The sequence below is a fragment of the Paenarthrobacter sp. Z7-10 genome (assembly GCF_026932795.1).
Classification (GTDB): domain Bacteria; phylum Actinomycetota; class Actinomycetes; order Actinomycetales; family Micrococcaceae; genus Arthrobacter_M.
This window is the reverse complement of the sequence record NZ_JADPVH010000053.1, coordinates 1-12,471: the sequence shown is the minus strand read 5'-3', so window position 1 is coordinate 12,471 and position 12,471 is coordinate 1. Positions and strand designations below refer to the sequence as shown.

The 12,471-nt window shown below is 65.3% G+C and carries 9 protein-coding genes; 3 read left to right on the top strand and 6 right to left on the bottom strand.

The annotated features are described in order from the left end of the window. Nucleotides 1-151: 151 nt before the first annotated feature. Together IV498_RS14610 and IV498_RS14605 are read left to right on the top strand one after the other, a co-directional pair. Nucleotides 152-1,867 (top strand): ABC transporter transmembrane domain-containing protein, encoded by a 1,716-nt coding sequence (locus IV498_RS14610; RefSeq protein WP_269047793.1) that lies wholly within the window; start codon nucleotides 152-154, stop codon nucleotides 1,865-1,867. A gap of 73 nt (nucleotides 1,868-1,940) precedes the next feature. Further along, the gene (locus IV498_RS14605; protein ID WP_269047792.1) at nucleotides 1,941-3,683 is read left to right on the top strand and encodes an ABC transporter ATP-binding protein; all 1,743 of its coding nucleotides are present in this window, start codon (nucleotides 1,941-1,943) and stop codon (nucleotides 3,681-3,683) included. Nucleotides 3,684-3,693: 10 nt separating this feature from the next. Here the strand turns inward: IV498_RS14605 and IV498_RS14600 are convergent, their stop codons facing one another. The 4 genes from IV498_RS14600 to guaB form a co-directional block, all read right to left on the bottom strand. After that, nucleotides 3,694-4,182 (bottom strand): PTS sugar transporter subunit IIA, encoded by a 489-nt coding sequence (locus IV498_RS14600; RefSeq protein ID WP_269047769.1) that lies wholly within the window; start codon nucleotides 4,180-4,182, stop codon nucleotides 3,694-3,696. Between the two features lie 51 nt (nucleotides 4,183-4,233). After that, nucleotides 4,234-5,976: a glycerol-3-phosphate dehydrogenase/oxidase gene (locus tag IV498_RS14595; protein ID WP_269047768.1), complete on the bottom strand. Its 1,743-nt coding sequence runs from the start codon at nucleotides 5,974-5,976 to the stop codon at nucleotides 4,234-4,236. Between the two features lie 80 nt (nucleotides 5,977-6,056). Then, nucleotides 6,057-7,193, bottom strand: coding sequence for a GuaB3 family IMP dehydrogenase-related protein (locus IV498_RS14590; protein WP_269047767.1), 1,137 nt, complete (start codon nucleotides 7,191-7,193; stop codon nucleotides 6,057-6,059). 149 nt (nucleotides 7,194-7,342) lie between these two features. Continuing rightward, complete coding sequence (guaB, locus tag IV498_RS14585; RefSeq protein WP_269047766.1) at nucleotides 7,343-8,857, bottom strand: IMP dehydrogenase; 1,515 nt, start codon at nucleotides 8,855-8,857, stop codon at nucleotides 7,343-7,345. 290 nt (nucleotides 8,858-9,147) lie between these two features. Here guaB and IV498_RS14580 point away from each other — a divergent pair, with 290 nt between their 5' ends. Next, nucleotides 9,148-10,143 (top strand): DUF389 domain-containing protein, encoded by a 996-nt coding sequence (locus tag IV498_RS14580; protein ID WP_269047765.1) that lies wholly within the window; start codon nucleotides 9,148-9,150, stop codon nucleotides 10,141-10,143. An 80-nt stretch (nucleotides 10,144-10,223) separates the two neighbouring features. Here IV498_RS14580 and groL read toward each other — a convergent pair whose 3' ends face one another. Further along, nucleotides 10,224-11,834 carry a chaperonin GroEL gene (groL, locus tag IV498_RS14575; RefSeq protein WP_269047763.1) on the bottom strand — a complete coding sequence of 537 codons (1,611 nt, stop codon included), beginning with the start codon at nucleotides 11,832-11,834 and terminating at the stop codon, nucleotides 10,224-10,226. A 103-nt stretch (nucleotides 11,835-11,937) separates the two neighbouring features. Beyond that, nucleotides 11,938-12,234: a co-chaperone GroES gene (gene groES, locus IV498_RS14570; RefSeq protein ID WP_269047761.1), complete on the bottom strand. Its 297-nt coding sequence runs from the start codon at nucleotides 12,232-12,234 to the stop codon at nucleotides 11,938-11,940. Nucleotides 12,235-12,471 lie beyond the last annotated feature (237 nt).

The window sequence follows — 12,471 nt, the reverse complement described above, 5'->3', positions numbered from 1 at the left end:
TACTTCTTCCGCCTGTAGAAGTCCCAATGCAAGGCCGGCCCTGGACCTCGGCAGCCGGGCTGTCGGGAGCCGGGGTGGGCAAGGTCACGATCCGGACACGAATTCAATCCTCCAACGACGCCGCCGCGGATCAGTCCTAGGCTTGACCTTTGTGCGCGCCTACCCCTACCCCATCAAATCCGAGCCGGATGTGCGCTCACCGGCGCGGTATCTGCTCTGGTTAGGCGGCCAGCAGGGGCCCACGTTGGCGACGGGAGTGCTGTACGGATCTATTTGGATGCTAACCCAGGCGCTGGTCCCCTTCGCCCTCGGGCGGGCTATTGACGCAGGAATTCTGGGAAAGAACTTCGGTTCCCTGCTGCAGTGGACCGGCGTACTGGTAGGACTGGCGATTGTCCAGTCCGTCTTTGCCGTTCTCCGGCACCGCACATCGATCAGCAACTGGCTGCAGGCCGCGCTACGTTCCATCCAACTGGTCGGGCACAAAATCACTTACAGTGGCGATGCCTTGCCCCGCACGTTTTCCACCGGCGAGGTGGTTTCCACGGCCGCCTCAGATGCCATGCGGATAGGACAGATCTACGACATCACGGCCCGGCTGGCGGGTTCGGTCCTGTCCTATCTCGTGGTGTCCTATCTGGTGGCGCAGATTTCCCCCGTGCTTGGCCTGACCGTGCTCATCGGCGTGCCGGTCTGCTGCGGCCTGCTGCTGTTCATTATCGGTCCGCTGCAGCGCCGGCAGGGGGCCCAGCGCGAGCATTCCGGCCGGATGACCGCCATCGGGGCTGACACCGTTGCCGGCTTGCGGGTTCTGCGCGGAATAGGTGGCGAGCATATCTTCGTCGGCCGCTACAAGGTGCTCTCGCAGGCCACCCGGACGGCCGGCAATGATGTGGCCCGCTCGCTGGCCACCCTGCAGGCCTCCCAACTGCTGGTGACCGGCGGTTTCGCGGCACTGTTCACCTGGTTGGGTGCCTCACTGGCGGTCACCGGCGCGATCGCACCCGGACAGCTTGTTTCACTGTATGGGTTCGCGGTTTTCCTTGTCACCCCGGTGCGCAATGTGGCCGAAGCCGTGGCAGCCATCATTCGTGCGGTCGTGGGTGCCCGCAAGGTCATCAAGGTACTAAGTACGCCCGCGCTGGTGGCCAGCACCGCGGATGCCTGCGACGCCCCGGAGCTGGCCAGCCCACTGCGCGACACCTTGACGGGCGTCGAGGTGGCCCCCGGCCGGCTGACGGCAATCGTCTCGGCCGATCCGGCACTCTCCGCAGACTTGGCCGAGCGGCTGGGCCGCTTTGACGACGACGATCTTCGCCGCTCCGAGGTGCACTGGGGCTCCGTCCCGCTGCATCAGGTGGATCTCGGTCAAGTCCGGCAGCGGATTGTCTTCAGCGAGGCCGATCCTCAACTTTTCACCGGTACCTTGCGTCAGACGCTGGATCCACAGGAAAGGCACGACGACGGCGACATGTTGGCGGCCCTGGAGGCCGCCAGTGCTTCCGATATCCTCGACGGAGTCGAGAACGGCCTGGACCACGAGGTTACCGAGCGCGGTCGGGGATTTTCCGGCGGCCAGCGGCAGCGTCTGGCCTTGGCCCGGGCGCTGCTGACCGAAGCTGAAACGCTCCTGCTGGTCGAGCCCACCAGCGCGGTGGATGCCCACACGGAATCCCGGATCGCCTCCCGGCTGGCCGCGGCACGCCAGCCGGGGAGCACCACCGTGGTGGTCACCGCGAGCCCGCTGATGCTCGGCGTGATGGATCACATTATTTTTCTCGACGGCGGATTGTTCGCGGCCGAGGGCACCCATAAGGAACTGTTGCGCAATGCCAAGTATCGGGACGTGGTGATCCGCAGTGAATAGCACCGACACCGACGAGCTGAATTCATTACCGGGGGCTGATGCGCCGGTCCCGGCTGCGGGGCAGCCCCCGGCGCTGACCAATGGCAAGCTTCCTGTCTCTGATCCGGCGCAGGTCAAGGCAGAGACACGGCGCCTGCTCACACAGCACCGCGGACCCCTGCTGCGCGTCATCTCGCTCTTCGCGCTGGCCTCGGTTGCGGGCCTCGCCGGTCCCCTGCTGCTCAAGTTGGTGGTCGACGCCGTGGCTGCGGGCACCACCGTTGGCTATGTCACCAAGGTCAGCCTTTGGCTGGTGGGGTTCGTCGTACTGCAGGCCGTGCTGCGCCGCTACGCCGTCGCGGCAAGCATGATCCAGGGCGAACAGGTCTTCGCACAGCTGCGCGAAGAATTCATGGACCAGGTCACCGCCCTGCCGCTGTCCACGGTGGAAAAGGCCGGCACCGGCGATCTGGTGTCCCGGACCACGAACGACGTTGAGTCGGTCTCCTTCGCGGTTCGCTTCGCGGTGCCGCAGATTCTGGTTTCCTGCATCACGGTGATCCTGACCGTCGTCGCGGCCGCTGTCGTCTCCCCCGTCACCGCGCTGGCACTGCTGGTCGGTGCCCCGTTCATGATTCCCGTCACGTTGTGGTATCTGCGCCGCTCGGCCGCTGGCTACCTGGCCGAGCGGGAGAGCTATTCGGTGGTCAATGGTGCCATCACTGAGACGATCGAGGGCGCCCGTACAGTGGATGCCCTCAGTTTGGGACCGCTGCGACGGCGCACCATCGACGACGCCCTGGCAGGCAGTTACAAGGCCGAGCGCTACACGCTGTTCCTGCGCAGCGTCCTCTTTCCGGCCACGGAATTCGCCTTCTGGCTGCCCGTGGCCGCAGTGCTCCTCTGGGGCGGTTGGCTGGCAAGCCAAGGCGTCGTCACACCCGGGATTGTGGCCGCTGTCGCCCTGTACGCAGTGCAGCTGATCGATCCGATCAACACCTTGATCATGTGGCTCGATGAACTGCAGGTCGGCGCATCCTCACTGGCCCGCATCACCGGAATCAGGAATGTGCCCGCCGACCGAACGGCCACCGGGGCTAAGCCGGATGGAGTGGACATCGACGTTCGCGGCGCCCGCTATGCCTACCGTCCTGGTCACGACGTGCTGCACGGGGTGGACCTGCACCTGCGCCGCGGCGAGCGCCTGGCCGTCGTCGGGCCTTCCGGCGCGGGCAAATCCACCCTGGGCCGGCTGATTGCGGGGATTCATCCGCCCACCGGCGGCGCCGTGACGGTAGGCGGTGTGCCGCTGGTGGATCTGCCGCTGGAGGAGCTGCGCAGCGAGGTTGCCCTGGTCACCCAGGAACACCACGTTTTTGTCGGCAGCGTGGCGGACAACGTCCGGTTGGGTAAGTCCAGCGCGGAGACGGCTGAGATCGAAAGGGCATTGGACGACGTCGGCGCGCTGGGCTGGGTGCGCATGCTGCCCGAAGGGTTGGATACCGAGGTTGGCTCCGGTGCCCACGCACTGACCCCTGCACAGGCCCAGGAAATGGCCCTGGCCCGGCTGATCCTGGCCGATCCGCACACCCTGGTCCTGGACGAGGCCACCTCCCTGATCGATCCGCAGGCGGCCCGGGATCTGGAGCGTTCGCTCAACGCCGTCCTGGCCGGGCGAACTGTCGTGGCGATCGCGCACCGGCTCCATACTGCCCACGATGCCGATCGGGTGGCTGTGGTGGAGGATGGCCGGATCACCGAACTCGGTTCCCATGATGAATTGTTGGCGCGCAACGGCTCCTACGCCGCGTTGTGGAAATCCTGGCACGCCGAATAGCCCCGGCCGGTCAGTGGTCGAAGAAGACCAGGCTGGAGTTGATCAGTTCCGCGATGACCTCTGGATCATGGGCCCGGCGCAGGGATTCGCGGAAGTTTTCCTTGAACAGCGAGCGGGCCAGCGTCGCCAGCACTTCCAAATGCTCGGAGAACGAACTGGCGGGGGTGGCGATCAGCAGCACCACAGTGGCAGGGCCGTCCACTGCGCCGAAATCCAGGCTGTGCCCGTACTTGGTCACGCCCACGGCGATCGAGGTTTTGGAGACGAAGGCGCTGCGGGCGTGCGGCATCCCAATTCCCCCGGGCAGCCCGGTGGCCAGTTGATGCTCGCGGGCATTGACCTGCGCCAGGAAGCCTTCCAGATCTGATACCCGTCCAGCCTGGAACAGCCGGCCTGCCAACTGCGCCGACGCGTCCTCCTTCGAGCTGGCCTCCATTTCGAGAATAACCAGCTCCGGCGTGGTCAGCTCCGCGTCGTACAGCTCCCAATCCTGTGTCATCTCTGCCTTTCCGGCCGTGCCTGCGCCCGGCGTGCGGTACCGCGGCAAATCTCAGCGCAGCGGCACAATGTCTTCCACGCCCAGCCGCACCGCGTCCGCGGATTCGTCATCGGGCTGCTGCTGGCTCAGCCGCTCGGCTTCGACCCGCGCCACATAGTGCTTGACCTCATTTTCCTGCTGCGCGCTGCTCCAGTCCAGGATGTCGCCCATCAGCCGGGCAACCACGGGAGCAGCCGAGACACCCCGGTCCCAGGATTCAATCGAAATCCTGGTCCGGCGGGTGAGCACGTCGTTCAGGTGCAGCGCGCCCTCATGGGTGGTGGCGTAAACCACCTCCGCGGCCAGGTAGTCATCCGCGCCCGGCAGCGGCCGGCTCAGCTCGGGCTGATCTCCGATTAATTCCAGCACCTCACCGGTGAGCGCGCCATAACGGCCCAGCAGATGTTCGATCCGGGCCACGTGCACGCCGGACTCCTCCGCGGTCCGGTTGCGCCGGTTCCACGCTGCCCTGTAACCGGCGGCGCCGAGCAGCGGGATCGTTTCAGTGCAGCTCGGAGCAACTTTCTCGTCCATGGCCCGGACCGCTTCGTCCACGGCATCTCGGGCCATCACCCGGTAGGTGGTGAACTTCCCGCCGGCGACGACGACGAGTCCCGGCACCGGATGGGCCACCACATGTTCGCGCGACAGCTTGGCAGTGGAATCATTTTCCCCAGCCAGCAGCGGCCGCAACCCGGCATAGACGCCCTCGACATCCTCCCTGGTCAGCGGGCGTTTCAACACCGTATTGACGTGGTCCAACACATAGTCAATGTCTTTGGACGTCGCGGCGGGATGTGCCTTGTCCAGTTTCCAGTCGGTATCCGTGGTGCCGATGATCCAGTGCCGGCCCCAAGGGATAACGAAGAGCACCGATTTTTCCGTGCGCAGGATCAGTCCCACCGTGGACTGGAAGCGGTCCCGCGGAACCACCAGGTGGATACCCTTGGAAGCCCGCACTTTCAGCTGCCCGCGGTCGGTGACCATGGCCTGGGTTTCGTCCGTCCACACGCCTGTGGCGTTGACCACCTGTTTGGCCCGAATCTCAAATTCACTGCCGTCCTCGCGGTTGCGGACCTTCGCTCCGACCACCCGCTCGCCCTCCCGGACGAAGTCCACCACCTGAACCTGGTTCACCGCCTGCGCGCCGTAAGCCGCCGCGGTGCGGACCAGGTTGGCCACCAGCCGCGCGTCATCCACCTGCGCGTCGTAGTAGCGGATGGAGCCAATCATGGCGTCGTCCTTGAGGCTGGGAGCCGCCCGCAGAGTGGCCCGCCGGCTCAGATGCTTATGCATCGGTACCCCGCGGCTGCTCCCGGACGTCAGTCCCAAGGTGTCATAGAGCAGGATTCCAGCCCCGACGTAGGGCCGCTCGATCAGCCGCTTGGTCAGCGGATACAGAAACGGCACCGGCCGGACCAGGTGCGGGGCGATCCGCTGGATCAGCAGTCCCCGTTCCCGCAGCGCTTCCTGCACCAGAGCGAAGTCCAGCATTTCCAGGTAGCGCAGGCCGCCGTGGATCAGTTTCGAGGAGCGCGACGACGTCCCGGCCGCCCAGTCGCTGGCCTCCACCAGACCGACGGAAAGGCCGCGGGTCACCGCGTCCAATGCGGCGCCGGCTCCGACTACTCCACCTCCAACGATCAGCACATCGAGCTCGCCGCCGGCCTTCGTCGTCGCCCGCAATGCCGCCAGGGCGGCTTCGCGCTCCTTGGGACCAAGGGCACCGGTGGGACGAGGTGGTGCTGTGGACATGGGAACCCTTTCGCAAAATACAACGCGCTGGTGCTTTCACCTTACTGGTTTGCCCGGCCCAGCGGCAGGGTGGCCACGGATCAGCGCCGTTCGTAGGGCGAGACCACCACTTCCACCCGCTGGAATTCCTTCAAATCCGAATATCCGGTGGTGGCCATCGAGCGGCGCAGCGCCCCGATCAGGTTTGCCGTCCCGTTGGCGTAGTGCGAAGGCCCGAAGAGCACTTCCTCCAACCGTCCCACCGTTTCAAGCCTGACCCGGTCCCCGCGCGGCAGCTCCGGGTGGTGCGCCTCGGCACCCCAGTGCCAACCCTGACCCGGCGCCTCGACGGCACGGGCCAGCGCGGAACCGAGCATGACGGCGTCGGCTCCCATCGCGATGGCCTTGACGATGTCACCGCTGGAGCCCATGCCGCCATCGGCGATGACATGCACGTACCGCCCGCCGGACTCGTCCATGTAGTCCCGCCGGGCGGCAGTAACGTCCGAGATGGCACTGGCCATCGGCGAGTGAATGCCCAGCGCGCGGCGGGTGGTGGTCGTGGCGCCGCCGCCAAAACCCACCAGTACACCGGCGGCGCCGGTGCGCATCAGGTGCAGGGCCGGGGTGTAACCCGCCGCCCCGCCCACGATCACCGGGACATCGAGTTCGTAGATGAACTGCTTGAGGTTAAGTGGCTCCGCAGTCTTGGAGACATGCTCGGCGGAGACCGTGGTGCCGCGGATGACGAAGATGTCCACCCCGGCGGCCACGACGGTCTGATAAAACTCCTGTGTCCGCTGCGGAGTGAGTGCGCCGGCCACCGTAACTCCCGCGGCACGGACCTCCGCCAGCCGTGAGGTGATCAGCTCGGGGCGGACCGGGGCGTGGTACAGCTCCTGCATGCGCTTGGTCGCGGCCGGGCTGCCGGCAGACTCCGCGAGCGCCGCGATCTCATCAAGCACCGGCTGCGGGTTCTCATACCGGGTCCACAGGCCTTCAAGATCCAGCACGCCGAGGCCACCGAGCCGTCCCAGCGCGATGGCGGTGGCCGGTGACATCACCGAATCCATCGGCGCCGCGATGACCGGGGTTTCAAACTGGTAGGCATCGATCTGCCAGGACACCGAAACGTCCTTTGGATCCCGCGTCCGGCGGGACGGAACGATCGCTATGTCATCGAGGGAGTAGGCTCGTCGCCCACGCTTGCCACGGCCAATTTCAATCTCGTAAGTCACCGGGTAAGCCTATCCCAGGTGCTTCCACGCCCCCGAGCACCCGCGGCGTACCTAATCCGCCGGACTCGGCGGTAATTTTTGTAGGCTGCGTTGTTGCGTGAGGAACGAGCGCAGCAGCCGGGAAATTACCGCCGCGTCCGGCCCACGGGTTACTTAGAGCCGTAGTTCGGTGCCTCAGCCGTCATCTGGATATCGTGCGGATGGGATTCTTTCAGACCCGCCGCCGTGATCCGCACGAATTTGCCCTTGGCCTTAAGCTCCCCGATGGTGCGGGCACCGGTGTAGAACATGGTCTGCCGCAGCCCGCCCACCAACTGGTAGGCCACCGACGACAGCGGTCCCCGGTAAGCCACCCGGCCCTCGATGCCTTCCGGAATGAGCTTGTCATCGCCAGTGACATCGGCCTGGAAATAGCGGTCCTTGGAGTAGGAGGTGTTCTTGCCCCGCGACTGCATAGCTCCCAGTGAGCCCATGCCGCGGTAAGTTTTGAACTGCTTGCCGTTGACGAAGATCAGCTCTCCCGGAGCCTCCTCCGTGCCGGCCAGCAGCGAGCCGAGCATCACCGTGTCGGCTCCGGCCACCAGCGCCTTGCCGATGTCGCCGGAATACTGCAGGCCGCCGTCGGCGATCAGCGGCACTCCAGCCGGACCGGCGGCCTTAGCCGATTCGTAGATGGCAGTGATCTGCGGAACGCCAACGCCCGCCACCACGCGGGTGGTGCAGATGGACCCCGGGCCTACACCGACCTTGATGCCGTCCGCGCCGGCATCTATCAGCGCCTGGGCGCCCTCGCGGGTCGCAGCCTGGCCGCCGATCACGTCCACGTGGGCGGCTGCGGGTTCGGACTTCAGCCGGGCAATCATCTCCAGTACGCCCTGGCTGTGACCGTTGGCGGTATCGACGAAGAGCGCATCCACGCCCGCATCCACCAGCCGCATGGCCCGCTCCCAGCCGTCGCCAAAGAAACCGATGGCAGCTCCGACGCGCAGCCTGCCCTCCTCGTCCTTGGTGGCCAGCGGGTACTGCTCGGCCTTGGTGAAGTCCTTGACCGTGATCAGTCCGCGCAGGATGCCTGCCCCGTCCACCAGCGGCAGCTTTTCAATCTTGTTTTTCGCCAGCAGACCGGAAGCATCCTCGCGGCTGATCCCTACCCGCCCGGTGACCAGGGGCATCCGGGTCATCACGTCCTGAACCAGACGGTGCGGATACTCGGATTCCGGAATGAAAACCGTGTCGCGGTTGGTGACGATGCCCAGCAGCCGGCCATCGCCGTCGACCACCGGGAGCCCGGACACACTGTAATGGCCGCACAGATCGTCAAGTTCGGCCAGGGTGGCGTCCGGACCGATGGTGACGGGATTGGTAATCATGCCGGACTCACTGCGCTTGACCCGGTCCACCTGCTCCGCCTGGTCGTCAATGGACAGGTTGCGGTGCACGACGCCCAACCCGCCCTGGCGTGCCATCGCAATGGCCATCCGGCCCTCGGTGACGGTGTCCATCGCGGCGGACAGCAGCGGGGTGGCCACCGTGATGCGCTTGGAGATCCGAGAGCTGGGATCCGCCTCGGACGGGATCACATCGGTATGTCCGGGCAGCAACAGGACGTCGTCGTAGGTGAGCCCGATCAGGGCAAACGGATCATGGGCTTCGGTCTGAGTCACGAGTGCTCCTGCGCGGGGTTACCGGGTGGGTGGGTGCAGCCGATGGCCAGAGACGTTCTTACGAGTCTGGTCTGTGCGTATATTCATCGTAAAACGAAAGCCGGCACCACCCTATTCCGCGGCCGCCCCAGCGGGCCGGTGTGCCCGAACTCACGTTTCATAACACGTGGAAAGACGCTGTGCCGCGCCGATCGGGCCGCGCCCAAGATCCACCGCGCCGCCGCGCCAAATAGTAGTCTCATCTGGTGCGGACGATCCGCTCTGGAGGTCACAAAGTAGAGGAGACATCCATGACGCTGCAGATTCGTGTTGTGGCGCCCGCCGAGCTAACGGCACGCGTGCTGGATGCCGCTGCTGCTGTGCAGGGAACGGCCGATGTTGCGGTCTTTTCGGGGGCCTCCGTAGTGCCGGCCGGTGACGTGGTGGTCATCCACGCCGCCCGTGAAGCCACCGGCGAACTGATCAAACAGCTGACCGCGCTCGAAGTCCCCCGGCTTGGATCGATCACGGTCACCGCACCTGAGCTGGTGCTCTCGGAGCGGTCCCGCCGGGCTGAGGAGCGGGCCCCGGGCGAGGGTGCGGACGCGGTGATTTGGGAGGAGGTAGAGGCCAATACCAATGAAGACGCCAAACTGAGTTGGAGCTATCTGGCGTTTCTGGTCATTGCCCTCCAGCTGGCCGGAATAGGCATCGTCACCGATTCCACCATTGCCATTGTTGGAGCCATGGTGGTGGGACCGGAATTCGGTCCGCTCGCGGGATTGGCGCTGGCACTGGTGGACAGGCGCTGGTCCCTCGCCGGCCGTTCCGCGGTGGCCCTGGGGCTCGGCTTTCCGATCGCGATGGCCATCACCGCCGCGGCCGTCTGGATTTCCATCCCGCTGGGCCTGGTGGACCCGAACCTGATCCTGAGTGGAAATCCCGCCACCGAATTTATCTATCATCCTGGGCCATATTCGTTCATCGTGGCCTTGCTGGCCGGCGCCGCCGGCATGCTGTCCCTGATCGGACGGAAGTCTTCGGTGCTGGTGGGTGTCTTCATTTCGGTGACCACCGTCCCGGCGGCAGGATTTGTCGCCGTCGGACTGGTCCTGGGTGCGCCGGACAAGGCAGCCGCCTCAGCTATCCAGCTGCTGCTGAACCTTGCCGGCATCATCCTTTCCGCCTCCGCCGTGCTGCTGCTGCATCGGGTGGTCCACCGCCGCCGGCCCGGTCCCGCAGACCCGCTGAACCGTAATCCGTACCGGAGAAGCAACCAAAGGCGTCCCCCTGGCCGTGCGGCTTAAACGCCGGCTGCCCCGCAGCCAGTGCGCTCCCGGGGAACCGGGAACGCACCAGCTGCGGGGCAGCCGAGGGAAAGCCGTACTTAGTGCTGGTGTCCGTGCTCGTCCTCGTCCTCTTCGGGCTTGTCTGTCACCAGCGCCTCGGTGGTCAGCACCAGCGCGGCAATGGACGCCGCGTTGCGCAGAGCGGAGCGGGTCACCTTGACCGGGTCGATAATGCCCGCGGCAACCAGGTCGCCGTATTCACCGGTGGCGGCGTTGAAGCCGAAGCCGTCCTCCAGCTGGCCAACCTTGTTCACCACGACGTATCCGTCATGGCCGGCGTTCTGGGCAATCCAGCGCAGCGGCTCGGCCACGGCGCGGCGAACCAGGGCGACGGCGGTTGCCGCATCCCCGGACAGGCCCTTGACCTTCGTGTCCTCATCCAGAACCTTCGCGGCCTGAACCAGAGCGGAACCGCCGCCTGCCACGATGCCCTCCTCGAGGGCGGCGCGGGTGGAGGACACGGCGTCCTCGATGCGGTGCTTCTTTTCCTTCAGCTCCACCTCGGTGGCGGCGCCAACCTTGATCACGCCGATGCCGCCGGAAAGCTTGGCCAAGCGCTCCTGCAGCTTTTCCTTGTCCCAGTCGGAGTCGGTCCGCTCGAGTTCGGCGCGGATCTGCTTGACGCGGTCCGCGACATCCTCGGCCGTGCCGGCACCGTCCACGATCGTGGTGTTGTCCTTGGTGACGGTGATGCGCCGGGCCGTACCGAGCACCTCGAGGCCAACCTGGTCCAGGCTCAGGCCGATCTCCGGGGAGACAACCTGGGCGCCGGTGAGGATGGCGATGTCCTGCAGCATGGCCTTGCGGCGGTCGCCAAAGCCGGGCGCCTTGACGGCGACGACGTTGAGGGTGCCGCGGATCTTGTTCACGATCAGCGTGGAGAGGGCCTCGCCGTCAATGTCTTCGGCAATGATGAACAGCGGCTTGGATGCCTGCAGCGCCTTCTCCAGCAGCGGCAGGAAATCCGCGATGGCGGAGATCTTGCCCTGGTTGATCAGGATCAGGGCGTCTTCCAGGATGGCTTCCTGGCGCTCGGCGTCGGTGACGAAGTAGGGCGAAAGGTAGCCCTTGTCGAACTGCATCCCCTCGGTGAGCACCAGTTCGGTGGCCGTGGTGGAGGATTCCTCGATGGTGATCACACCATCCTTGCCAACCTTGTCAAAAGCCTCGGCCAGCAGTTCACCGATTTCATTGTTCTGCGCGGAAATCGCGGCGACCTCGGCGACCTGGCGGCCTTCCACGGCGCGGGCGTTTTCCAGCAGGCGGGCCGCGATGGCCTCGACTGCGGTCTCGATGCCGCGCTTGAGTTCCCCCGGTGCGGCGCCGGCGGCAACGTTGCGCAGGCCTTCCTTGACCAGAGCCTGAGCCAGCACTGTCGCCGTCGTCGTGCCGTCTCCGGCAACGTCATTGGTCTTGGTGGCAACCTCTTTGGCCAGCTGGGCACCCAGGTTCTCGTACGGATCGTCCAGCTCCACCTCGCGGGCAATCGTGACACCGTCGTTGGTGATGGTGGGTGCACCCCACTTTTTGTCCAGCACAACGTTGCGGCCACGCGGGCCAAGGGTTACCTTGACGGTGTTGGCCAGCTTGTCGATGCCAGCCTCCAGTGCGCGGCGGGCAGCATCGTTGAATTCAAGCTGCTTTGCCATAATTCTGTTCCTTTCAAAGAGAATCCCCGCACCATGGAACCCTTGCGGGAGCGCTGGTGCGGGGATCCGTCAAAGCGTTACGTTGATACTTGGCGTTACGTTACTACTTGACAACGATCGCGAGCACGTCCCGGGCGGACAGCACCAGCAGCTCTTCGCCACCGGTCTTGACCTCGGTTCCACCGTACTTGGAGTAGAGAACGACGTCGCCGACAGCAACATCGATCGGGACGCGGTTGCCGTTGTCGTCAACGCGGCCGGGGCCTACTGCAACAACTTCGCCCTCCTGGGGCTTCTCCTTGGCGGTGTCCGGAATGACCAGACCGGAAGCAGTAGTCTGCTCGGCTTCCAGCTGGCGGACGACAATACGATCCTCAAGAGGCTTAATAGAGACCGGCACTCGGGCTCTCCTTTTCATGAGTAAAATCTGCGGATGATCCAGATGAATGCGTCAACGTTATGCCCTGCCTGCCGTCGTCGCGGTGCCGGCACCAGGACCGTTGGCCACATCCATCTTCATTAGCACCCTACGGGTGAGAGTGCTAACTCTGACTCTATTGTTTGGTTAGCACTCGGTCAAGGCGAGTGCCAGATCCGGGCTCTGGTCGGCGACGACGGCGCCCGCAAGAGCGCCGTC

Excerpts from the sequence above, each read along its gene's own strand:
- groL (WP_269047763.1), bottom strand. The coding sequence starts at position 11,834 with ATGGCAAAGCAGCTTGAATTCAACGATGCTGCCCGCCGCGCACTGGAG.
- IV498_RS14580 (WP_269047765.1), top strand. The coding sequence starts at position 9,148 with ATGACGCTGCAGATTCGTGTTGTGGCGCCCGCCGAGCTAACGGCACGC.
- IV498_RS14595 (WP_269047768.1), bottom strand. The coding sequence starts at position 5,976 with ATGTCCACAGCACCACCTCGTCCCACCGGTGCCCTTGGTCCCAAGGAG.
- IV498_RS14600 (WP_269047769.1), bottom strand. The coding sequence starts at position 4,182 with ATGACACAGGATTGGGAGCTGTACGACGCGGAGCTGACCACGCCGGAG.